This window comes from Streptomyces sp. NPDC048606 (genome assembly GCF_040650855.1).
GTDB lineage: Bacteria > Actinomycetota > Actinomycetes > Streptomycetales > Streptomycetaceae > Streptomyces.
Map to the genome: position 1 here is coordinate 19,410 of NZ_JBEZIB010000007.1, position 25,318 is coordinate 44,727.

The 25,318-nt window shown below is 74.6% G+C and carries 2 protein-coding genes; both read right to left on the reverse strand.

What is annotated here, in order from left to right:
• Positions 1–77 precede the first annotated feature (77 nt).
• Positions 78–23,510: a type I polyketide synthase gene (locus AB0D01_RS09640; protein ID WP_363054548.1), complete on the reverse strand. Its 23,433-nt coding sequence runs from the start codon at positions 23,508–23,510 to the stop codon at positions 78–80.
• Between the two features lie 166 nt (positions 23,511–23,676).
• Positions 23,677–25,278: a GMC oxidoreductase gene (locus AB0D01_RS09645; protein WP_363054747.1), complete on the reverse strand. Its 1,602-nt coding sequence runs from the start codon at positions 25,276–25,278 to the stop codon at positions 23,677–23,679.
• Positions 25,279–25,318: the final 40 nt, after the last annotated feature.

A 25,318-nucleotide genomic window follows, 5' to 3' on the forward strand; every position in this document is an offset into this window, starting at 1 on the left:
GAGCCTGTGGGGCCGGTGTTCGGCAGTGGGTCGTGGGTGTGGGGCGGATCTCGGATCTCGGACCACGGATCTCGGATTCAGGAGATCCCGAATTCCTTGCCGATGAACTCGAACATCTCGTCGTCCGTGGCGGAGTGGAGTTCGTCCGCGACTTCGGCGGGGGCCGCCGGGGCGCCGTCCGCGTCCGCTCCTCCCCCGTCGCCGGTGGTGGTCCATCGGTCGAGCAGGTGGCGCAGGCGTGCCGTGACGGCGTCGCGGGCGTCCTCGCCGGTCGTGGAGGTGCTTCCCAGGGCCGTGCCGAGGCGGTCGAGTTCGGCGAGCAGCGCGTGGACGTCCCCGTCGGCCGGGGCCGCCTCGGCCTTGAGGTACTCGACCATGTCGGCGGGGGTGGGGTAGTCGAAGACGAGCGTCGGGGGCAGTCGCAGTCCGGTGTCCTCGCCCAGCCGGTTGCGCAGCTCCACCGCGGTCAGCGAGTCGAAGCCCAGGTCCCGCAGTGCCTGGCCCGGCCGCACCGCCTGGGGTGACGCGAGGTCCAGGACCGCCGCGACGTGCTCGCACACCAGGTCGAGCAGCAGCTTGCGCTGCTCGGGGTCGGAGAGTCCGGTCAGTCGGGCCGTCAGTCCCCCGCCGCCGGTCCCGGGGGGTGTGGACGTGGCGCCCCGGGCCGTCCCCGTACCCGCTCCCCCGGCCGTCGCGGCGGCGGAGCGCCGGGCCGGAACCCCGACGAGGGAGCTGAGCAGGGCGGGCAGCGAGCCCGCGGCGGCCCGTTCCCGTAGGGCCGGCCGGTTCAGGCGTACCGGGACCAGGACGCCGCGCGGGTGCGCGGTCGCGGCGTCGAAGAGGTCGAGGGCCTCCTCGGTGGCCAGGGGCGACACCCCGCCACGGGTCATGCGGGTGCGGTCCGCGTCGGTCAACCCGGCGGTGATGCCGCTGCCTTCGGCCCACAGTCCCCACGCCAGGGACAGGGCGGGCAGGCCTGCCGCGCGGCGCTGCTGGGCGAGCGCGTCGAGGAAGGCGTTGGCGGCGGCGTAGTTGCCCTGGCCGGCCGCGCCGAAGACACCGGCCGCGGAGGAGAACAGGACGAAGGCGGAGAGTTCCGTCCCGCGGGTGAGTTCGTCCAGGTGCAGGGCCCCGTCGACCTTGGGGCGGAACACCCGGTCGATCCGTTCCGGGGTGAGTCCGGTGACGACGCCGTCGTCCGTCACCCCGGCCGTGTGGACCACGCCCGTCAGCGGTGCGTCCTCGGGGACGGCGGCCAGTACGTCGGCCAGGGCCCGGCGGTCGGCGACGTCGCAGGCGGCCAGGGTGACCCGTACGCCCCGCGCCGTGAGTTCCGCCTCCAGTTCGGCCATGCCCTCGGCTCCGCCGCCGCGACGGCTGACGAGCAGCAGGTTCCGTACGCCGTGCCGGTCCGCCAGGTGGCGGGCGACGTGCCGGCCCAGCACGCCCGACGCGCCCGTCACCAGGACGGTTCCGTCGGATGTGAACGCGGGCCGCGCCCGCGCGGCGTCCACCGGCTTCTCGGTGCGTGCCAGCCGGGGTACGAGGACCGTCCCGCCGCGTACGGCGAACTGTTCCTCTCCCGAGGCCGGCAGTGCGGGCAGCATCCGGAAGGAGGCGGGGTCGCGGTCGATGTCGACGAGGACGAACCGGCCCGGGTTCTCCGACTGCGCCGAGCGCACCAGGCCCCAGATCGCGGCCTGGGCCGGGTCGATCTCCTTGTCCCGGTCCTCCTCGTCCCGGTCCCGGGCGACGACCGCGTTGGCCGTGAGCACGACCAGTCGGGCGTCGGAGCGCCGCTCGTCGGCCAGCCAGTGTCGGAGCAGTTCAAGCGCCCGGTACGTCGTCTCGTGGGCGTGTGCCACCGGGTGGTCGCCGTCCGGGTGGACGTCGACGGACGCGAGGACGACCGCCGGCGGTGCCGTCACGCCGTGGAGGTCCGCGCGGAAGGCCACGTCCAGGCCGGAGCCCTCCAGGGCGGCGTGCAGACCGTCGTCGCCGCCGATCAGCAGCCACGGCTCCGTCGGGCCCGTCGGGGCGTGGGCGGCCATGGGCAGGGCGGTCCATTCGACGTGGTGGAGCGGGTCCGGCCCGCCGCGTCCCCGACCGGCCCGGGCGAGGTGCTCCGCCGAGACCGGTCGCAGGACCAGGGAGTCGATGGAGGCCACCGGGTGGCCGGAGTCGTCGGTGACCAGCAGGGCCACCGCGTCGGCGCCGGCGGGTTCGATCCTCACGCGGAGAGCGGTGGCTCCGGTGGCATACAGGGTCACGCCGCTCCAGGCGAACGGCACGCGCCCCTGCCCGGAGTCGGGCAGCAGGCCGCCCAGGCCGATGGCGTGCAGGGCGGAGTCGAGGAGCGCGGGGTGGATCCCGAAGCCCGCCACCGGCGTCTCCACGGGCAGCCGGACCTCGGCGAAGACCGTGTCGCCCCGCTTCCACAGGCCGTGCAGGCCCTGGAACACCGGTCCGTAGTCGAAGCCGAGGTCGGCCAGCCGTGTGTAGGCGTCGGAGAGGTCGAGGGGCTCGGCCCCGGGCGCGGGCCAGCCGACCGGGTGGTGCGGCGGCGCCGTCCGCCCGTGGGCGGCGGCGGAGACGACACCGGTGGCGTGGCAGGTCCACGGCTCGCCGGGCTCGGCCGTCTCGGGGCGGGAGTGGACGGCGACCGTGCGGTGCCCGGTCGCGTCCGGTCCGCCGACGGCGACCTGGAGCCGTACGGCCCCGTCCTCGGGCACGACGAGGGGCGTGCCGAGCGTCAGCTCGTCCACGCGGTCGCAGCCCACCTCGTCGGCGGCGCGGAGCGCGAGGTCGACCAGGGCGGTGCCGGGCAGCAGGGTCGTGCCCATCACGGTGTGGTCGACGAGCCACGGGTGGGTGGTCGCGGACAGCCGCCCGGTCAGCAGGGCTCCGTCTCCGTCGGCGAGGGCGACGGCGGCCCCCAGGAGGGGGTGTTCGGCCGCCACGAGGCCCGCGGCGGCGACATCGGCGGAGGGGGTGCCCGGTTCGAGCCAGTAGCGGCGGTGGTGGAAGGCGTACGTGGGCAGGTCCACGCGCCGCCCGGTGCCGCCGCGCCCGGCGAGGAAGGCCGCCCGGTCGACGGGCGTGCCGTGGACGTGGAGGTGGGCGAGGGCGGTGGTGACGGCCAGGTCCTCGGCCCGGTCGGTGCGCAGCAGCGGGACGGCGACCGCGTCCCGGTCCAGGAAATCCTGTGCGAGGGCGGTCAGGACCCCGCCGGGGCCGATCTCCAGGAAGGTGCCCACGCCGCCCGCGGCGAGGGAGTCGAGGGCGTCGGCGAAGCGGACGGCTTCCCGCACGTGGCGCACCCAGTACTCCGGCGTACGGAAGTCCTCGTCCGAGAGCGGGCGGCCGGTGAGGGTGGAGACGATCGGCAGGGTCGGCGTGCCGAAGGTCATGCCTGCCGCGATCTGTCGGAACTCCTCCGCCATCGGGTCCATGAGCGGGGAGTGGAAGGCGTGGGAGACCGTCAGCGGCTTCGTCTTGCGACCGTCGGCCGCCAGTTTCCCGACCACGGCCGCGACCGCGTCCGCCTCGCCCGAAACCACCACCGAGGAAGGCCCGTTGACGGCGGCGATGCCCGCCCGGTCCTCAATGCCGGCCAGGAGGTGGCGTACTTCCGCCTCGGAGGCCTGGACGGCGACCATCACTCCGCCTGCCGGCAGCTCCTGCATCAGGCGGCCCCGCGCGGCCACCAGACGGGCCGCGTCCTCCAAGGACAGCACCCCCGCCACGTGGGCGACCGCGAACTCACCCACCGAATGCCCGGCCAGCACATCCGGCCGCACCCCCCACGACTCCACGAGCCGGTACAAGGCCACCTCGATCGCGAAGAGAGCAGGCTGCGCGAAGACCGTCCGGTTCAACAGCTCCGCGTCCTCACCGAACACCACCTCCCGCAACGGACGCTCCAGATGCACGTCCACCTGCGCGCACACCGCGTCGAAGGCATCGGCGAACACCGGGAAGGCCGCATACAACTCCCGCCCCATGCCCAGGCGTTGACTGCCCTGCCCCGAGAAGAGGAACGCGGTCCGCCCTTCGGCCGCGGGCGTGCCGGGTTCGACCTCGCCCCTGGTGACGCCGGACGCCGTGCGGCCTTCGGCGATCGCCGCCAAGCCCTCCAGCAGGGCTCCGCGTTCGGCTCCCACCACGGCGGCGCGGCGTTCCATCGACGTACGCGTGACGGCCAGCGACCGCCCGATGTCGGCGAGGTCGAGGTGGGGGTGCTCCGTGACGTGCGAGGCGAGGCGTCGTGCCTGTGCCCGCAGCGACACCTCGTCCTTGGCCGAGAGGAGCCACGGCACCACGTCGGACTCGCTGTCGCTTCCGGCGGCAGGGGCGGGTTCCGGGTCCGCGACGTGTTCCAGTACGACGTGGGCGTTGGTTCCGCTGACGCCGAAGGAGGACACGCCCGCCCGACGCGGCCTGCCGTCCTCCTCCGCCCACTCGCGGGGTTCGGTCAGCAGCCGGACCGCGCCGGCCGACCAGTCGACGTGCGGGGTCGGCTCGTCCACGTGCAAGGTCCGCGGCAACACCCCGTGGCGCATCGCCTGCACCATCTTGATGATCCCGCCCACGCCGGCGGCGGCCTGGGTGTGCCCGATGTTCGACTTCAACGACCCCAACCACAGGGGCCGATCAGCCGGACGATCCTGCCCGTAGGTCGCCAACAGCGCCTGTGCCTCGATCGGGTCACCGAGCGTGGTCCCCGTGCCGTGCGCCTCGACCGCGTCCACGTCGGCCGCCGACAGACCGGCCTGCGCGAGCGCCTGACGGATCACCCGCTGCTGCGCGGGACCGTTCGGCGCCGTCAGACCGTTCGACGCACCGTCCTGGTTCACCGCCGACCCACGCACCACCGCCAACACCCGGTGCCCGTTGCGGCGCGCGTCCGAGAGCCGTTCCACGAGCAGCATGCCCACGCCCTCGGACCAACCCGTACCGTCCGCCGACGCCGCGAACGCCTTGCACCGACCGTCCGCCGCCAGCCCACGCTGCCGACTGAACTCCACGAAGGTGCTCGGTGTGGCCATGACAGTGACACCGCCCACGAGGGCCATCGTGCACTCGCCCTGGCGCAGGGCCTGCGCCGCCAGGTGCAGGGCGACCAGCGAGGACGAACACGCCGTGTCGACCGTCACCGCCGGCCCCTCCAGGCCGAAGGTGTAAGAGAGACGGCCTGAGGCGACACTGCCGGAGGTGCCCATACCCAGGTGGCCTTCGAGTCCCTCGGGTATCGATCCGCCGAGCTGGGATCCGTAGTCGTGGTACATGACGCCCGCGAACACACCGGTACGCGAACCCCGCACCGTCACCGGATCGATCCCCGCCCGCTCGAACACCTCCCACGAGGTCTCCAACAGCAGCCGCTGCTGGGGGTCCATGGCGAGGGCCTCGCGCGGCGAGATCCCGAAGAACCCCGCGTCGAACTCCCCCGCACCATGCAGGAACCCACCCTCACGGGCATAGCTCGTCCCCACGTGATCCGGATCCGGATGGAACAAGCCGTCCAATGCCCAACCCCGATCCACCGGGAACCCGGAAACCGCGTCACCCCCCTCCACCACCAACCGCCACAGATCCTCCGGAGAACCCACCCCACCCGGATACCGGCAGCTCATCCCCACGATCGCGATCGGATCCTCGACCGAAACCGAAACCTCCACGGACGCGACCGACCCGACACCATCAACACCGGTGATGCCCACCAACTCGGACAGCAGGAAACGCGTGAGCGCTTCGGGGGTCGGCTGGTCGAAGACCAGGGTCGCGGGAAGCCTTAGGCCGGTGGCGGCGTTGAGGGCGTTGCGCAGTTCGACGGCGGTCAGCGAGTCGAAGCCGAGGTCCCTGAACTGCCGGTCGACCGCGACGGAGCGGGCCGTTCCGTGGCCGAGGACCGTCGCGACCCGGTCGCGGACGAGGTCGAGCAGGAAGGCGTGACGCTCCTCCGGGGGCAGGTCGACGAGTCGCCCGGCCACCGTGGGGTTCCCCGCCGTCTCGCGGGCGCCGTCGAGGGCGCGTCGCACGGGGGTCCGCACCAGCTTCCGGAGCAGCGGCGGCAGCGTTCCGGCGCGGGCCTGTGCCCGGAGCGCGCCGGTGTCCAGTCGGACGGGGACCGGGGTGGGCAGGGTGGAGCGGCAGGCCGCGTCGAACAGGGCCAGGCCTTCGGCGGCTTCCAGCGCGATCAGTCCGGAGCGGCTGATCCGGCGCCGGTCCGCGTCGGCCAGGCCGGCCGTGAGCGTGCCGGCCTGCGCCCACAGGCCCCAGGCGATGGACACGGCGGGGAGGCCCTGGGCGCGCCGGGACGCGGCGAGACCGTCCAGGAAGGTGTTGGCGGCGGCGTAGTTCGCCTGCCCGGCGCTGCCGAGCGTGCCCGCGGCGGAGGAGAAGAGGACGAACGCCGTGAGGTCCGCGTCGCGGGTCAGCTCGTGGAGGTGCCGGGCCGCGTCGGCCTTGGGACCGAAGACGTGGTCGACGCGCTCCGCCGTGAGCGCGGGTACGGTGCCGTCGTCGGTGACGCCTGCCGCGTGGACCACCCCGGTCAGGGGCCGGTCGGCCGGGATCGCGGCGAGGAGTTCGGCCAAGGCGGCGCGGTCCGCCACGTCGCAGCGGACGGTGTGCGGCTCGGCTCCCAGGGCGCGCAGCTCCGCGTCGAACTCCGCCGCGCCCGGGGCGTCGGGTCCCCGTCGGCCGGCCAGCAGGAGGTGGCGTACGCCGTGCTCGGTGACGAGGTGGCGGGCGACGAGCCGGCCCAGCGCCCCGGAGGCGCCGGTGACCAGGACGGTTCCGTCCGGGCCGAACGGGGCTTCCGTCGCCTCGGGGACGGCGGCCCGTACGAGGCGCGGTACGAGCGCGGCTCCGTCCCGGACGGCCAGCTGCGGCTCGCCGGAGGCCACCGCCGCGGCGAGCCCCGGAGCGGCGTCACCGTCGAGGTCCAGGAGGACGAACCGGCCCGGGTTCTCCGACTGTGCCGAGCGTACGAGGCCCCAGACGGCGGCCTGGGCCGGATCCACACCGGCCCGAGTGCCGGCGTCGGTGTCTGCGGCGGCGGACGCCGGCACGGCGCCCCGTGTCACCACGACCAGGCGGGAGGCGGCCCACCGGTCGTCCGACAGCGACTGCCGCAGCAGGGCGAGCACCCGGTGGACGGCGGCGGCGGCCGTGACGTCGTCGGTGTCGAGCAGCGCGGGTACGGAGACGGCGACGGTCGCCGGGACCGTGGCGCCGTCCGGACCGGGGTCCAGGTCGGCCGGGCTCGTGCACCACGTCACGTCGGCGGGTCCCTCGGCGGGTTCCGCGGCGGGCGGGCACGGTTCCCAGACGACCGTGAACAGCGCGTCGGCGACCGCCGTCGCGGGGTCGGTGGCGGCGTCGGCCCCGACGGGATGTCCGGCGGGCACCGTCCGCAGGACCAGCCCGTCGATCGATGCGACGGGCCGTCCCCGTCCGTCGGTGATCAGAAGGGCCACCGCGTCCGTACCGGCCGTGTCGGCGCGGCTCAGGCGGACCCGCAGGGTCTCGGCGCCGGTGCCGTGGACGCTGGCACCGGTCCAGGAGAAGGGCAGCCGCCCTTCGTCGCCGGCGTCGAGGAAGCCGTCCACGCCCAGGGCGTGCAGGGCCGCGTCGAGGAGGGCGGGGTGGACGGCGAAACCGTCGGTCGTGGTGCCGTCGGGCAGCGCGACCTCGGCGAAGAGTTCGTCGTCCCCTCGGCGCCACGCGCCGCGCAGGCCCCGGAACACCGGCCCGTACGCGAAGCCGGCTTCGGCGAGCGCGGCGTAGCGGTCGCCGATGTCGACGGGGGTGGCGTCGGCGGGCGGCCACGCGCCGTCCGTAGCGGGCGGGGCGGGCAGGTCGGGGGCGAGGAAGCCGGTGGCGTGACGCGTCCAGGCGGTGTCGCCACCGGTCTCGGCGCTGGTCTCGTCGGCGCTCTCGGCGCGCGAGTAGATCTTGACCGATCGGCGGTCCCGCACGTCGTCGGCGCCGCCGACGACGACCCGTATCTGGACCGCTCCGTGCCGCGGGAGCACCAGGGGCGCGGCCAGGGTGAGTTCGTCGACCCGGCCGCAACCGAGCTCGTCGCCGGCGCGTACGGCCATGTCGAGGAACGCGGTGCCGGGGAGCAGGACCGTCCCGGCGACGGCGTGGTCGGCGAGCCAGGGGTGCGTGGCCAGGGACAGTCGTCCGGTGAGCAGCGATCCCGCGCCGTCGGGGAGCAGGGCGGCGGCTCCCAGGAGCGCGTGGCCGGCCGGGGCCAGTCCGGCGGCGGCGACGTCGGCGGGGGCGGTCGGGGCGTCGAGCCAGTAGTGCTCGTGCCGGAAGGCGTAGGTGGGCAGGTCGACGCGGCGCCCGGTGCCGCCGCGGCCGGCGAGGAAGGCCGACCAGTCGACGGGGATCCCGTGGACGTGGAGGCGGGCGAGCGCGGTGGTGACGGCGAGGTCCTCGGTCCGGTCCGTGCGCAGGGTGGGCACGGTGAGGGACCGCTCGTCCAGGTGGTCCTGGGCCAGGGCGGTCAGGACCGCGCCGGGACCGATCTCCAGGAAGGTCCGTACGCCTTCCAGGGCGAGGGCGTCGACGGCGTCCGCGAAGCGGACGGCCTCGCGGGCGTGGCGCACCCAGTAGTCGGGGGTGCCGAACTCCTCGGCGGGGACGATCCGTCCCGTGAGCGTGGAGACGATCGGCAGGGTCGGCGTGCCGAAGGTCATGCCTGCCGCGATCTGCTGGAACTCCTCCAACATCGGTTCCATGAGCGGGGAGTGGAAGGCGTGGGAGACGGCCAGCGCCTTCGTCTTGCGGCCCTCGGCAGCGAGCGTGTCGACGACCGCCGCGATCGCGTCCTCGTCGCCCGAGACCACCACCGAGGAGGGTCCGTTGACGGCGGCGACGTCCGCCCGGTCCTCGAAGCCCACCAGGAGGTCGCGCACCTCCTCTTCGGAGGCCTGGACGGCGACCATCACTCCCCCGGCCGGCAATCCCTGCATCAGGCGGCCCCGCGCGGCCACCAGCCTGGCCGCGTCCTCCAGGGACAGCATCCCGGTCACGTGGGCGGCGGCGAACTCACCCACCGAATGCCCGGCCAGGAAGTCCGGCCGCACGCCCCACGACTCGACGAGCCGGTACAAGGCCACCTCGATCGCGAAGAGGGCCGGCTGCGCGAAGGCGGTGCGGTTCAGCAGCTCCGCGTCCTCCCCGAACACCGCTTCCTTCAGGGGCCGTTCGAGCTGCCCGTCCAGCTCGACGCACACCGCGTCGAAGGCTGCGGCGAACACGGGGAAGGCGGCATACAACTCCCGCCCCATGCCGAGCCGTTGGCTCCCCTGCCCCGAGAACAGGAACGCGGTCCGGTGTCCGCCCACGGGCGCGCCGGACGGCGTTTCGCCGCGTAGGAGCGCCGTGCTCGCGGGCCGCCCGGCGGCGATGGCGGCCAGGCCGTCCAGCAGTTCCTCACGGCTCGTGCCGACGGCCACGGATCGGACGTCCAGCGTGGCGCGGGAGCCGGCCAGGGACAGGCCGATGTCGGCGAGGTCGTGGTCCGGGTGTTCCTCGATGTGGGTGAAGAGGCGCGCGGCCTGCTCGCGCAGGGCGTCCGGGTCCTTGGCGGAGACGGGCCACGCCATCGTCGTGGCGGCGGTCCGGGGGTTCTCGGATCCCTCGCGCGGCTCCGGGAGGTACGGTGCGGGCTGCTCCAGTACGACGTGGGCGTTGGTTCCGCTGACGCCGAAGGAGGACACGCCCGCCCGACGCGGCCTGCCGCCCTCCTCCTCCCACTCGCGGGGTTCGGTGAGCAGCCGGACGGCACCGGCCGACCAGTCGACGTGCGGGGTCGGCTCGTCCACGTGCAAGGTCTGCGGCAACACCCCGTGGCGCATCGCCTGCACCATCTTGATCACACCGCCCACACCCGCGGCGGCCTGCGTGTGCCCGATGTTCGACTTCAACGACCCCAACCACAGGGGCCGCTCCGCCGGACGATCCTGCCCGTACGTCGCCAGCAACGCCTGCGCCTCGATCGGGTCACCGAGCGTGGTGCCCGTGCCGTGCGCCTCAACCGCGTCCACGTCGGCCGCCGACAGACCGGCCTGCGCGAGCGCCTGCCGGATCACCCGCTGCTGCGCGGGACCGTTCGGCGCCGTCAAACCGTTCGAGGCACCGTCCTGGTTCACCGCCGATCCCCGTACGACCGCCAACACCTGATGCCCGTTACGGCGCGCGTCCGAAAGCCGCTCCACGAGCAGCATGCCCACGCCCTCGGACCAGCCCGTGCCGTCCGCCGACGACGAGAACGCCTTGCACCGACCGTCCGCCGCCAGCCCGCGCTGCCGACTGAACTCCACGAAGACGTTGGGGGTCGCCATGACGGTGACGCCGCCGACCAGGGCCATCGTGCACTCGCCCTGGCGCAGGGCCTGCACCGCCAGGTGCAGGGCGACCAGCGAGGACGAGCACGCCGTGTCGACCGTCACCGCCGGCCCCTCCAGGCCGAAGGTGTAGGCGATGCGACCGGAAGCGATGCTGCCCGCGCTTCCGTTGACGAGGTATCCCTCCAGGCCGTCGGGTGCGGTGGACAGGCGCGAACCGTAGTCGTGGTACATGACGCCCGCGAACACACCGGTACGCGAACCCCGCACCGTCACCGGATCGATCCCCGCCCGCTCGAACACCTCCCACGAGGTCTCCAACAACAACCGCTGCTGCGGATCCATGGCGAGGGCCTCACGCGGCGAGATCCCGAAGAACCCCGCGTCGAACTCCCCCGCACCATGCAGGAACCCACCCTCACGGGCATAACTCGTCCCCACATGATCCGGATCCGGATGGAACAACCCCTTAAACCCCCAACCCCGATCCACCGGAAACCCGGAAACCGCGTCACCCCCCTCCACCACCAACCGCCACAGATCCTCCGGAGAACCCACCCCACCCGGATACCGGCAGCTCATCCCCACGATCGCGATCGGATCCTCGACCGAAACCGAAACCTCCACCGCCGCGACCGACCCGACGCCCTCGACAGCAGTGCTACCGACCAACTCGGACAGCAGGAAGCGGGTGAGGGCCAGGGGCGTGGGGTGGTCGAAGACGAGGGTCGCGGGCAGTCGGGTGCCGGTGACGGCGCCCAGCAGGTTGCGCAGCTCGACGGCGGTCAGCGAGTCGAAGCCGAGCTCCTTGAAGGGGCGTTCCGTCTCGACCTGGTCCGGTGTGGCGTGGCCGAGGACCGTGGCGACCTGTCGGCGCACGAGGTCGTTCAGGAGGCGTTCCTGTTCGGCTTCGGGCAGTCCGGCAAGGCTGCTGAGGAGGGCGTCGGCCCGGTCCGCGGGAGCGGCGCCGGTGTCGTCGGGTCGGCCGTGGGCCGGTCGGGCGGGGGGCTTGACGAGGGCCCGCAGGAGGGTGGGCACCTTGCCTTCGGTGGCCTGTACCCGGAGCCCGGCGGTGTCGAGCGGCGCCGGGAACAGGACGTCCTCGTCGGCCGCGCACGCGGCGTCGAAGAGGGCGAGGCCGGTGGCCGAGTCCATGGCGGCGAGGCCCATGCGGCGGATGCGGGCGAGGTCGGCGGAGTGCAGCTTGCCGGTCATCGCGCTGTCTTCGGCCCACAGCCCCCAGCCCAGGGACACGGCGGGGAGTCCGGCGGCGCGGCGCCGCTGGGCCAGGGCGTCCAGGAAGGCGTTGGCGGCGGCGTAGTTGGCCTGGCCGGCGCCGCCGAGGGTCGCGGAGACGGAGGAGAAGAGGACGAACGCGGACAGGTCCGTGTCCCGCGTGAGTTCGTGCAGGTGCAGTGCGGCGTCCACCTTCGGGCGCAGGACGTGGTCGACGCGTTCGGGGGTGAGGGCGGGGACGACTCCGTCGTCGGTGACGCCGGCCGCGTGGATCACTCCGGTCAGGGGGTGTTCGGCGGGGATCGTGGCGAGCAGCGCGGTGAGGGCGCTCCGGTCGGCGACGTCGCAGGCGGCGGTGGTGACCCGGGCGCCGAGTGCGGTGAGTTCGGCTTCGAAGTCGGTCGCGCCCTCGGCGGTGAGGCCCCGTCGGCCGGTCAGCAGAAGGTGGCGTACGCCGTGCTCGGTGACGAGGTGGCGGGCGACGAGCCGGCCGAGGGTGCCGGTGGCTCCGGTGACCAGGACGGTGCCGTCGGCCCGGAACGGCGGCGGCGGGTCGTTCGGCGCGGTGCGGCCCGCCCGCGCGAGGCGGGGCAGCAGTACGGCGTCGGCGCGTACGGCGGCCTGCGGTTCGCGGGTGCGCAGGGCGGCGCGGACGGCGGCGCGTCCGCGGTCCCCGTCGGGGTCCAGGCCGGGGTCCAGGTCGAGGAGGACGAAGCGGCCGGGGTTCTCCGACTGGGCGGAGCGTACGAGTCCCCAGACGGCGGCCTGGGCCGGGTCGAGGTCCGCGCGTTCGGCCGGGTCGGTGGCGACGCCCCGGTGGGTGACCAGGACGAGCGGGGTCGGGTCGGGGTGTTCCTCGGCGAGCGCCCGGCGCAGGAGCCCGAGGGTGTGGTGGACGGCGGCCCGTACGCGTTCGGCCGGGTCGCCCGGCGGGGTCGCGCCGTCAGGGGCGGCGGGGGTCGTCGTGGCCACGACGTGGTCGGGGGTGGGGGCGCCGGCCGGTACGTCGGCGGGGATCCAGTCGAGGCGGAGGAGGGAGTCGACCCGCGGTCGGGTGGCCGCGCGCAGCCGGTCGGCGGAGACCGGGCGCAGGACGAGCGCGCCGATGGAGGCGACGGGCCGGCCCGACCCGTCGGCGACGAGCACCGACACGGTGTCCTTGCCGGCGGGGGTGAGCCTGATGCGTACGGCGGAGGCGCCGCCGGCCCGCAGGGTGACGTCGTTCCAGGAGAAGGGCAGCAGGCCCTGGCCGGTCTCGGAGCCGGAGAGGAGGCCGAGCCAGGAGGCGTGCAGGGCGGAGTCGAGGAGGGCCGGGTGCAGCCCGTAAGCGCCGGCGTCCGGCGCGGAGGATTCGGGGAGGGAAGCGGAGGCGTACACGGTGTCGCCCTGCCGCCACACCTGCCCGAGGCCGCGGAAGACCGGGCCGTAGCCGAATCCGAGGTCGTCGAGGAGGTCGTAGAGGTCGTCGGTGGCGACGGGTACGGCGTCGCGCGGGGGCCATGCGGCGAGTGCGGACTCCGGCTCCTGCGACGGCGTCGCCGTGGGCGCCTCGGCGTGGAGGGTGCCGCCGGCGTGACGCGTCCAGTCCCCGCCTCCGGAGGGGTCCTCCGGTCGGGAGTGCAGTTCCAGCGGGCAGCGGCCGGAGGTGTCCCGCGCGCCGACCGTGAGACGGAGCTGGACCCCGCCGTGTTCGGGCAGGACCAGCGGGGCTTCGAGGGTGAGGTCCTCGATCCGTGCGCAGCCGGCCTCCCGTCCGGCCCGGAGGGCCAGTTCCACGAGGGCGGTGCCGGGGACGAGCACGACTCCGGAGACCGTGTGGTCGGCGATCCAGGGGTGGGTGGTGAGGGAGAGCCGTCCGGTGAGCACGATGCCGCCGTCGGGGAGTACGACGGTGGCGCCGAGCAGGGGGTGCTCGGTGTCGGTGACGCCGATCGCGGTGACGTCGGTGGTCGCGGGGACGTGCAGCCAGTGGTTCTCGCGCTGGAAGGCGTAGGTGGGCAGGTCCACGCGTTCGGCGCCGCGGCCGGCGAGGACGGCCGCCCAGTCGACGGGGGTGCCGTGGACGTGGAGGTGGGCGAGGGCGGTGGTGACGGCGAGGTCCTCGGCCCGGTCGGTGCGCAGCAGCGGGACGGCGACCGCGTCCCGGTCCAGGGACTCCTGGGTCAGGGCGGTCAGGACCCCGCCGGGGCCGATCTCCAGGAAGGTGCCCACGCCCTGTTCGGCAAGGGTGTCGACGGCGTCGGCGAAGCGGACGGCCTCGCGGGCGTGGCGGAGCCAGTAGTCGGGGGTGCCGAACTCCTCGGCGGGGACGATCCGTCCGGTGAGCGTGGAGACGATCGGCAGCGTCGCGGTGCCGAAGGCGACCGTCCGCAGGACCTTCCTGAACTCCTCCGCCATCGGGTCCATGAGCGGGGAGTGGAAGGCGTGGGAGACGGCCAGCGGCTTCGTCTTGCGACCGTCGGCCGCCAGCTTCCCGACCACGGCCGCGACCGCGTCCGCCTCGCCCGAAACCACCACCGAGGAAGGCCCGTTGACGGCGGCGATGCCCGCCCGGTCCTCAATGCCGGCCAGGAGGTCGCGTACTTCCGCCTCGGAGGCCTGGACGGCGACCATCACTCCCCCGGCCGGCAGCTCCTGCATCAGACGGCCCCGCGCGGCCACCAGACGGGCCGCGTCCTCCAAGGACAGCACCCCCGCCACGTGGGCGACCGCGAACTCACCCACCGAATGCCCGGCCAGCACATCCGGCCGCACCCCCCACGACTCCACGAGCCGGAACAAGGCCACCTCGACGGCGAACAACGCCGGCTGCGCGTAGGCCGTGCGGTTCAACAGCTCCGCGTCCTCACCGAACACCACCTCCCGCAGCGGACGCTCCAGATACACGTCCAGCTGCGCACACACCGCGTCGAAGGCGTCCGCGAACACCGGGAAGGCCGCATACAACTCCCGCCCCATGCCCAGGCGTTGACTGCCCTGCCCCGAGAAGAGGAACGCGGTGCGGTCGGCTTCTTCCGCGCCGGCGGATTCGGTGCCGCCCGTGATGACGGTGTGGGGTACGGGGGTCTGCGTACCCGCGCCCTCGCCGGCGAGGGTCGCCAGGCCGCGGAGCAGTTCTTCGCGGCCGGTGCCGATGACGGCGGCCCTGCGCTGGAGGGCCGCCCTGCCGGTGGCGAGGGAGAAGCCGATGTCGAGCGGGGTGGCGTCGTCGTGATCGAGGAGGTACGTGCGCAGGCGGTGGGCCTGTGCGCGCAGTGCGGTGGAGTTCTTGGCGGAGAGCAGCCAGGCGACGGCGGTCGGCTCGGTGGCGCGCTCGTGCGTGGGCTCGGGCTCGGACTCGGGAGCGACCGAGGGGGCGGGGGCGGGCTCGGGGGCCTCTTCGATGATGACGTGGGCGTTGGTGCCGCTCACGCCGAACGCCGAGATGCCGCCCCTGCGGGTGTGGTCGGGTTCGGCGGGCCAGGCCACGGGTTCGGACAGCAGCTCGACCGCGCCCGTCGACCAGTCGACGTGCGGGGTCGGGGCGTCCACGTGCAGGGTCTTGGGCAGTTCGGCGTGGCGCAGGGCCAGCACCATCTTCATCACGCCGGCGATGCCGGCGGCGGCCTGGGTGTGGCCGATGTTCGACTTGAGCGAGCCCAGCCACAGGGGCCGGTCGGCGGGCCGGTCCTGCCCGTAGGTGGCGAGCAGGGCCTGCGCCTCGATCGGGTCGCCGAGCTTCGTTCCGGTGCCGTGCGCCTCCACGGCGTCGACCTCGCCGGCCGTCAGACCCGCGTCGGCCAGGGCCTGGCGGATGACCCGCTGTTGCGCGGGCCCGTTGGGGGCGGTGAGTCCGTTCGAGGCACCGTCCTGGTTGATCGCGGAGCCCCGTACGACGGCCAGCACCCGGCGCCCGTTGCGCCGCGCGTCGGACAGCCGCTCCAGCAGGACCATGCCGGCGCCCTCGCCCCAGCCGGTGCCGTCGGCGGAGGCGGCGAAGGCCTTGCAGCGGCCGTCGGCGGCCAGTCCGCGCTGGCGGCTGAACTCGACGAAGATGCCGGGGCCGGACATGACGGTGACGCCGCCCGCGAGGGCCAGGTCGCATTCGCCCAGGCGCAGTGACCGGACGGCCAGGTGCAGGGCGACCAGCGAGGAGGAGCAGGCGGTGTCGACGGTCAGCGCCGGCCCCTCCAGGCCGAAGGTGTAGGCGAGGCGGCCGGAGACGACGCTGGCGGCCCGGCCGGTCAGCAGGTAGCCCTCCACTCCTTCGGGGGCGCGGCGCAGGCCCGAGGCGTAGTCCTGGCCGTTCGAGCCGACGAACACGCCGGACGGGGTGCCCTTGAGGGTGGCGGGGTCGATGCCGGCGCGTTCGAAGGCCTCCCAGGTGACTTCGAGGAGCAGGCGCTGCTGGGGGTCCATGGCGAGGGCCTCGCGCGGGGAGATCCCGAAGAAGTCGGCGTCGAACGCGCCGGCGTCGTGGAGGAATCCGCCTTCGCGGGCGTAGGTGGTGCCGGGGTGTTCGGGGTCGGGGTGGTAGAGGGCGTCGAGGTCCCAGCCGCGGTTTTCGGGGAAGGCGGTGAGGGCGTCGCGTCCTTGGGTGACGATCTGCCAGAGGTCTTCGGGGGAGGTGACGTTCCCGGGGAAGCGGCAGCTCATCGCGACGATGGCGATGGGCTCGTCGTCGGCCGGTCGGGCGGCGGGCAGGGTCGCCGCGGGGGTGGTGTGCGGGTCACCGGAGATCCTGTCGTGGAGGTGGCCCGCGAGTTCGGTCGGGTTGGGGTGGTCGAAGACGACAGTGGTGGGCAGGCGCAGTCCGGTGGCGGCGGCGAGGCGGTTGCGCAGCTCGATGGCGGTGAGGGAGTCGAATCCGGTCTCGCGGAAGGCGCGTCGGGGCGGGATGGCGTGGGCGCCGGCGTGTCCGAGGACGGCGGCGGCCTGGGTGCGGACGAGTTCGAGGACGGCCCGGAGGCGTTCGGGGGCGGGCAGGTGCGAGAGGGCGGGGACGGTTCCGCCCGCGGTGGTGGGTGTGGTGGGCGCGGCGGCGTCGAGGGCGCGTCGTGCGTCGGGGAGGCGGTCCAGCAGTGGGTAGTGGCCGGTGGGGGCGAAGGCGGGGACGAAGCGGTCCCAGTCGATGTCGGCGACGGTGACGGTGGTGTCGTCGTTGTCCATGGCCCGGCCCAGTGCGGCGATGCCGAGGTCCGCGGCCATGGGGAGGATGCCGCGCCGGGTGAGGTGCTGTTCGGCGTGGTCGCCCATCATGCGGCCGCTGCCCCAGGATCCCCAGGCGATCGCGGTGGCGGGGAGGCCTTGGGCGCGGCGGTGGTGCGCGAGGGCGTCGAGGAAGGCGTTGGCGGCGGCGTATCCGCCCTGGCCTCCGTTGCCGACGACGCCGGCGATGGAGGAGAAGAGGACGAAGAAGTCGAGGTCGTGGCCGGTGGTGAGTTCGTGGAGGTGGAGTGCGGCGTCGGCCTTGGGGCGCAGGACGTGGGCGAGGCGTTCGGTGGTCATGGCGTCGAGTACGCCGTCGTCGAGTACGCCCGCGGCGTGGATGACGCCGGTGAGGGGGTGTGCGTCGGGCAGGGAGTCGAGGAGGCGGGCGAGTGCGTCGCGGTCCGCCGCGTCGCAGGCGGCGAGGGTGACGTGGCAGCCGAGGGCGGCGAGTTCGTCGCGCAGTGCGGTGGCGCCGTCGGCGGCGGGGCCGCTGCGGCCGGCGAGGACGAGGCGGGTGGCTCCGGAGTGTGCGAGCCGGCGTGCGACGTGGGCGCCGAGGGTGCCGGTGCCGCCGGTGATGAGGATGGTGCCGTGGGGGTGGGCGAGGGGGTGTTCGCCGGTGGGGGCCTTGGTGTTCGGTTCCGCGCGGACGAGGCGCCGGGCGAGGGTGCCGGTGGCGCGGACGGCGAGCTCGTCCTCCCCGTCGGGGTCGGCCAGGAGCGCGGTGAGGAGGTCCAGGGCGCGGGTGTCGAGGTGTTCGGGCAGGTCGACGAGGCCGCCCCAGCGCTGGGGGTGTTCGGCGCCGGCGACGCGGCCGAGGCCCCACAGTTGGGCCTGGGCGGGGTGGCGCACGGGGTCCGCGGGGCCGGTGGTGACGGCGCCGGAGGTGGCGCACCACAGGGGTGCGCCGATGCCGGTGTCCCCGAGGGCCTGTACGAGGGTGAGGGTGGCGGCGAGGGCGGTCGGGACGCCGTGTCCGGGGGTGACCGGGGCCGTCGGGTCGTCGGCGAGGAGGGAGAGGACGCCGGTGACCCGGTCGGGGTCGAGGTCGGCTTCGGTGAGCCGGTCGGTGAGGTGGCGGGCCGCGGCGTGCCGGTCGGTGTGGGCGGCGGGGGCGAGGGTGAGGCGTTCGACGCGGGCGCCGCGTGCGGTGAGGGCGTCGTGGACGGCGGTGGCCGTGGCGCCGTCGTGGCGGGCGGTGGTGGTGACGAGGAGCCAGGTGCCGGTGAGCGTCGGCCGGGTGCCGCGCGGGGCCCGGTTCGCGAGGGGGGCCCAGGTGACGCGGTAGCGCCAGTGGTCGACGAGCGCGGTGCGGGTGGAGCGGCGGCGCCAGTGGGCGAGCCGGGTGACCATGGTGTCGAGGGAGGCGTCGGGGGCCAGGTCGAGGGAGCCGGCGAGGGCCTGTACGTCGGCGTTCTCGACGGCTTCCCAGAAGCGGGACTCCTCTTCACCGCCGGTGCCCGTTACGGCGGGGGCGGCCGGGCTTGCGGAGTCGAGCCAGAACCGGCGCCGCTGGAAGGGGTGGGTGGGCAGGTCGACGGTGCGCGGGTGCAGGCCGGCGAAGGCGGCGGACCAGTCGACGGGGACGCCGTGGACGTAGGCCTCGCCGAGCGAGGTGAGGAACCGGGCGGGGCCGCCGTCGCCGCGGCGCAGCGAGGGCAGTACGTCGGCGTCGGCGCCGGCCGCTTCGGCGGTCTCCTGGAGGCCGATGGCGAGGACGGGGTGCGGGTTGCACTCGACGAAGACCCGGTGGCCGTCCTCGATGAGCCGGCGGGTGGCGGGCTCGAAGCGGACGGTGGTGCGGAGGTTGGTGTACCAGTAGGCGGCGTCGAGTCGGGCGGCGTCGACGATCTCGCCGGTGACGGTGGAGTAGAAGGGCACGCGCGGGGTGCGCGGGGTGATGCCGTCGAGGGCTTCGGCGAGTTCGGCCTCGATGATCTCCACGTGGGCGGAGTGGGAGGCGTAGTCGACGGGGACGCGCTTGGCGCGGACGCCGTCGGCGGTGCAGGCGGCGAGGAGTTCGTCCAGGGCGTCGGCGTCGCCGGAGACGACGATGGAGCGGGGTCCGTTGATCGCGGCGATGCCGAGTCGCCCGTCCCAGGGTTCGAGGCGTCGGGTGACGTCGGCGAGGGGTTCGGGTACGGACATCATGCCGCCGAGTCCCGCGAGCCGGCCGAGCAGTCGGCTGCGCAGGGCGACGACGCGGGCGGCGTCGTCGAGGTCGAGGGCGCCGCAGACGGCCGCGGCGGCGATCTCGCCCTGGGAGTGGCCGATGACGGCGGAGGGCTCGACTCCGAAGGAGCGCCAGAGTTCGGCGAGCGACACCATGACGGCCCACAGCGCGGGCTGTACGACGTCGTCGGCACTGTCGAGCGCGGGCGCGTCGGGCGCGCCGCGCAGGACGTCCTCCAGGGACCAGTCCACGTACGGGGACAGGGCGGCGGCGCAGGCGCGGAGCCGTTCGCGGAAGACGGCGGATCCGTCGAGGAGTTCGACGGCCATGCCGGCCCACTGGGAGCCCTGGCCGGGGAAGACGAAGGCGACGCGGCCGCTGTCGGTCGCGGCGCCCCGGACGGTGCGCGGTGAGGGGGCGCCGGCCGCGAGGGCGCGCAGGCCTTCGGTCAGTTCCGTCGTGGTGGCGCCGGTGACGACGGCGCGGTGTTCGAAGGTCGCGCGGGTGGTGGCGAGGGCGTGGCCGATGTCGGCGGGCCGGGTGTCGGTGTGCGCGTCGCCATCGGCATCGGCATCGGTGTGCGCCTCGACGTGGGTGAGGAGGTCGCGGGCCCGGGCGGTGAGTGCCTCGGGGGTGTGGGCCGACAGCACCCAGGGCACCGGAACGGGGGTGACGGCGGCCGGGTCGGTGCCGGTCTGGGCGGCGTCGGCCGGCCCGGGGTCGGCGGGTGCCGTCTCGGCGGGCCCCGTCTCGGCGGGTGCCTGTTCGATGATGGCGTGGGCGTTGGTGCCGCTGATCCCGAACGAGGACACCCCCGCGCGGCGGGGCCGGTCCGCTTCGGGCCAGCGCGTGGCCTCGCCGAGCAGCCGTACCCGCCCGCCGGCCCAGTCGATGCGCGGCGAGGGGGTGTCGGCGTGCAGGGTCTTGGGGAGGACGCCGTGGCGCAGGGCCAGCACCGTCTTCATCACGCCGGCGATGCCGGCGGCGGCCTGGGTGTGGCCGATGTTCGACTTGAGCGAGCCCAGCCACAGGGGCCGGTCGGCGGGCCGGTCCTGCCCGTAGGTGGCCAGCAGGGCCTGCGCCTCGATCGGGTCGCCGAGCTTCGTTCCGGTGCCGTGCGCCTCCACGGCGTCGACCTCGCCGGCCGTCAGACCCGCGTCGGCCAGGGCCTGGCGGATGACCCGCTGCTGGGCCGGACCGCTGGGGGCGGTGAGTCCGTTCGAGGCACCGTCCTGGTTGATCGCGGAGCCCCGTACGACGGCCAGCACCCGGCGCCCGTTGCGCCGCGCGTCGGACAGCCGCTCCAGCAGGACCATGCCGGCGCCCTCGGCGAGGCCGAAGCCGTCGGCGTCCGCGGAGAAGGCCTTCGAGCGGCCGTCCGGAGCGAGGGCGCGCTGCTTGCTGAACTCGATGAAGGAACCGGCGGACGGCAGGACGGTGACCCCGCCCGCCAGGGCGAGGGAGCACTCACCGGTGCGCAGCGACCGGGCGGCCAGGTGCAGGGCGACCAGGGAGGAGGAGCAGGCGGTGTCGACGGTGACGGCCGGCCCCTCCAGGCCGAAGGTGTAGGCGAGCCGGCCGGAGGCGACGCCGGCCGTGTTGCCGGTCAGGAGGTGGCCGCTGACGTCCTCGGGCGCCTCGTACAGCCGGGGGCCGTAGTCCTGGGTCATGGCGCCGACGAAGGCTCCGGTGCGGGTGCCGCGCAGCGTGGCGGGGTCGATGCCGGCGCGTTCGAGCACCTCCCAGCCGGTCTCCAGCAGCAGCCGCTGCTGGGGGTCCATGGCGAGGGCCTCGCGCGGGGAGATCCCGAAGAACTCGGGGTCGAAGTCGGCGGCGTCGTGGAGGAGGCCGGCCTCGCGCTGGTAGTAGCGGCCGGGCCGGCCGGGCTCGGGGTCGTAGAGGCCCTCGACGTCCCAGCCGCGGTCGGTGGGCAGGGCGGAGACGGCGTCGCCGCCGTCGGCGAGGAGGCTCCAGAGGGCCTCGGGCGTGTCGATGCCTCCGGGCAGGCGGCAGCTCATGGCCACGATGGCGACGGGTTCGTCCCAGGCGGTCGTGGAGGTGTCGTCGGCGCTCTCCTGCCGGGTGCCGAGGGCTTCGGCGAGGATCCGGCGGGCCAGGGCGTGCGGGGTGGGGTGGTCGAAGGCGACGGTGTGGGGCAGGGCGAGGCCGGTGGCCCCGCACAGGCGGTTGCGCAGTTCGACGGTGGTGACGGAGTCCAGGCCCAGGTCCCGGAAGGCCTGCCGGGGGTCGACGGCCGCCGGGCCGGGCAGGTCCAGCAGGGCGGCGGTGACGGAGCGGACGAGGTCGGTGGTGGCGTGCTCCCGCTCGGCCTCGGGCAGGAGGGAGAGCCGGCGGGTCAGGGTCGCCCGCTCGGCCTCGGGCGCCGGACCGGGCCGGCGGAAGGGGTAGGTGGGCAGGGCGAGCCGCTCGGAGCCGGCGCCGACCTCGACTGTGGGGAAGAGGGGCGCCCAGTCGACGTCGACGCCGTGGACGTGGGCCTCGGCCAGCGCGGTGCGCAGGCGGCGCGGACCGCCCTGTCCGCGGCGCAGGGCGGCGACCGTGACCGCGTCCCGTCCGGCGGCCGACGCGGTGTCCAGCATGGCGGTGGTGAGCGACGGGTGGGCGCCGATCTCCACGAGGGTGGCCTGGCCGTCGGCGAGGAGCGCGTGGGTGGTCTGCTCGAACCGGACGGGGCGGCGCAGGGCCTCGAACCAGAAGTCGGCGTCCAGGGTGCGGCCGTCGACGAGGCCGCCGGTGGCTCCGGAGTAGAGCGGGGTGTGGCCGGCGCGGGGTGCGAGGGCGCCGAGCTCGGACAGCATCCGGTCGCGGACGGCGTCCACGTGCGGGGAGTGGGCGGCGGCGCCGACGTTGACCCGGCGGCAGCGGACGCCGTCGGCCTCCAGCGCGGCGCCCAGTTCGCGTACGGCGTCCAGGTCGCCGGAGACGACGACCGACGCGGGACCGTTGTACGCGGCGACGGCGAGCCGGCCCTCCCAGGGGCCCAGTCGCTCCGCGAGCCGGTGTCCGGGCAGGGTCACCGCGAGCATGTCGCCGCCGCGCAGCCCGATTTCGGCCAGGGCGTCGCCCCAGGAGGTGATGACCCGGGCGGCTTCGTCCAGCGAGAGGGCCCCGGCCAGGTGGGCGGCGGCGATCTCGCCGACGCTGTGGCCCGCGAAGGCGCGGGGGCGTACCCCGTGGGCCTGCCAGGTCTTCGCGAGCGCGACCTGGAGGGCGAAGGTGGCGGGCGCGTTCACGGCCGGGTCGTCCGGGTCGGGGGCGCCGGGGAGGCCGCGGAGCACGTCGGTCGGCCGTACGCGGGTGAAGGGTGCGAGGGCCCGCTCGCAGCGCAGGACGGCGGCCCGGAAGGGGGGTGAGGAGTCGAGGAGTTCCGCGCCCATGGCGGGCCACTGGCCGCCGAGGCCGGGCAGGACGAAGACGGCCGGCCGGTCGGCGGCCGTGCCGAGGACGGCCTCGGGGGCGAATCCGCCGTCCGCCACGCCGGCCAGGGCGTCGAGGAGTTCGGTGGTGGTGTCGCCGAGCAGGACGGCGCGGTGCGCGAAGCGGTGTCGGGTGGTGGCGAGGGCGTGCCCGACGGCGGCGGGGTCGAGCCCGGGGTGTGCGGTGAGGTGGTCGTGGAGCTTTCGCGCCTGGGCGCGCAGCGCCTCGGGCCCGGCGGCGGACAGGATCCACGGCAACGGTCCGGCGGCGCCGGGTCCCACCTCCGGCCCTTCGTCGGAGCGCTCGGTCGGGCGGGGGGCGGGGTGCGGGGCGGTGTGCCCGTCGCGGTTGCCGTCGGGGGTCGCGGCGCGGTCCCGGTCGGGGCCGGTCCCCGTCCCGACCGGGAGCGTCGGGGCGGTGCGTCCTTCGCCCGCGGGACGGGTGGCGGCGGGGGCGAGCGCGTCGCCTCCGGCAGCGGTGAAGCGTCCGTCGGGGTTCAGGACGGCCCGTACCGGGTCCCCGTCGGCCAGGGCCCGGGCCAGGGGCGCGAGCAGGACGGCCCCGTAGCCGGCGGGGTCGGCGTCGTCCGGGTCCTCGGTCCTCGGCGGGCGGAGGTCCGGCCCGGCGGCCAGGGCGAGGGTGCTCCGGCCCGAGGCGAGGTCGGCGCGGGCCGCGCGCAGCGCGTCGGCGCCGGACGCGAAACGGCGTACCGACAGGGCCGCGTCGGGCGCGGACCGCAGCGCGGCGCCCACCGCCGCCTCGACCTCGGCGTCCCGTGCGGGAGCCGCGTCCTCGGGTACGGCGAGGAAGACGCCGGTGCGCGCGCCCGGCACGGCCGTCCGCGCGGACGGGACCACGCCGGCGTCCTCCAGCGCCTCCCACCACACCTCCGCCGCGGCGGGCCCGTACGGCAGCGCCGCGGTACGGCTGTCGTCGAACGGGCCTCCGGGACGGTTCGCGAGGAATTCCGCGTCGAACGCCTCGAAGTCGAGCGTCCGGGAATCCTCGCTGCCGCCCCGCGGGCGGTGCGCCGACCCGATCGCCACGATCACGTCGTGTTCGCCGGCACCGGATTCGCCCGGCACCGAAACAGACTCGCGCATAGTGTGTGCTCCATCGACCCGTTGAACTACAGCCAATTCGCTTTTTCCGCACCGCTTTTCGGCGTGCGGGCATGCCGGGGAGGGCCCCGTGCCGTTTCCGATGTTCCGTACCGGACGCTCCCCGGCGGGCGGGTGTGGATCGCCGCCGCCGAATTCCCGGCCCGCGTCAGGAGGCGGTGATGTCCTGCCGGATGACGCGTTCGATGTTCCGCTCGGCGAGGGCCGTGATGGTGACGAACGGATTCACGCCGATCGAGCCGGGGATGAGGGATCCGTCGGTCACGTAGAGGTTCTTGTATCCGTTGACCCGGCCGTAGTCGTCCGTGGCCTCGCCGAGGACGCAGCCGCCGAGCGGGTGGTAGGTGAAGTCGTCCGAGAAGGCCTTCATCTGCTTGCCGAAGAGGTCGTAGCGGTACATCGTGACGTTGGCCTTGTTGATGCGGTCGAACAGCGACTTCGCGGCGTTGACGGCCGGGGTGTTCTGGTCGCGGGTCCAGCTCAGGTTCGCCCGGTCGGTGGCCGCGTCGTAGACGAAGGTGCCGCGCTCGGGGTTCTTCGTGATGGCCAGGTAGAGGCTGACCCAGGTCTCCAGGCCGGCGGGCATGGGGGCGATCTCGGCGAACACGGGGTTCGTGGGGTTGTCCCAGTCGTCGATGCCCAGGGCGGGGATGGAGGACTGGTTGGCGCCGGTGGGGTTCCACACGTGGTTGGCGCGGGCGGTCATGATGTTGCCGTTGGGGCCCCAGCCGGTGCCGATGCGGGAGCTGAGGTTCGCCAGCGCGCCGGTCTCGCGGGCGCGCAGCAGCAGTTCGGTGGAGCCGAGGCTGCCGGCGCCGAGGAACAGGTGGCGGCAGGAGATCTCCTTGGTGGCGAGCAGCCGGCCGTCGGCGTCCTTGTGCTCGACGGTCAGCAGGTAGGTGCCGTCCTTCTGCTGCCGGATGGCCTTGACCTGGTGGAGGGTCTCGATGGTGACCTTGCCGGTGCCGAGGGCGGCGGCCAGGTAGGTCTTGTCGAGGCTCTGCTTGCCGTGGTTGTTGCCGTAGATGACCTCGGCGGCCAGTGCGGACTTGGGGACCTCCCCGGCCGCCTCGCGCCGCATGTGGTCGAAGTCGTAGACGTTGGGGACGTGTACGGTGCCCAGTCCGGCCTTCTGCGCCTGGTCCCGGGAGACGCGGGCGAACTTGTACCACTCGGTGCTCTCGAACCAACCGTTGTCGATGTGGTTGACGCGGAGCATGGAGTTGGCGCGGGGGAAGTAGCGGCCGTACATCTCGGCGGCGTCCACGCGCGGGAGGACTTCCTCGAAGTAGGAGCGCTTGGGGGCGACGGCCATGCCGCCGTTGACGAGGGAGCCGCCGCCGACCCCGCGGCCCACGTAGACGGACATCTGGTCGAAGTTGACCCGGTCCAGGACGCCGGCGTAGGGGTCGATGTCGCGGTTGGCCAGGTCGAGCCAGAGGAAGCTGCCGAGCGGTGCCTCGGTGCGGTTCTTGAACCAGCTGGAGCGCTTGTCGGGGGCGAGCATCCCCGAGAAGACCTTGCCGTCGGGGCCGGGCTCGTTCCACAGCCGGCCCATCTCCAGCATGACCGTGCGCACGCCGGCCTCGCCGAGCCGCAGCGCGGACACGGCGGCGCCGTATCCGGTGCCGATGACCACGGCGGGGACGAAGGCCGGGCCGGCGGCGCGGTCGGCGGCGAGGGCCCGGGGCGCGCCGATGGTGGTGCTGCCCGCGACGGCGGCGGCGCCGAGGGCCGCCAGTCCGAGCATGCGGCGGCGTGAGAGGTGCTGTTCCACGGTGTGTACCTGG

What these genes read in the sequence shown, in the direction of transcription:
- AB0D01_RS09645 (WP_363054747.1), bottom strand. Translation starts at nt 25,278, where the DNA reads ATGCTCGGACTGGCGGCCCTCGGCGCCGCCGCCGTCGCGGGCAGCACC.
- AB0D01_RS09640 (WP_363054548.1), bottom strand. Translation starts at nt 23,510, where the DNA reads ATGCGCGAGTCTGTTTCGGTGCCGGGCGAATCCGGTGCCGGCGAACAC.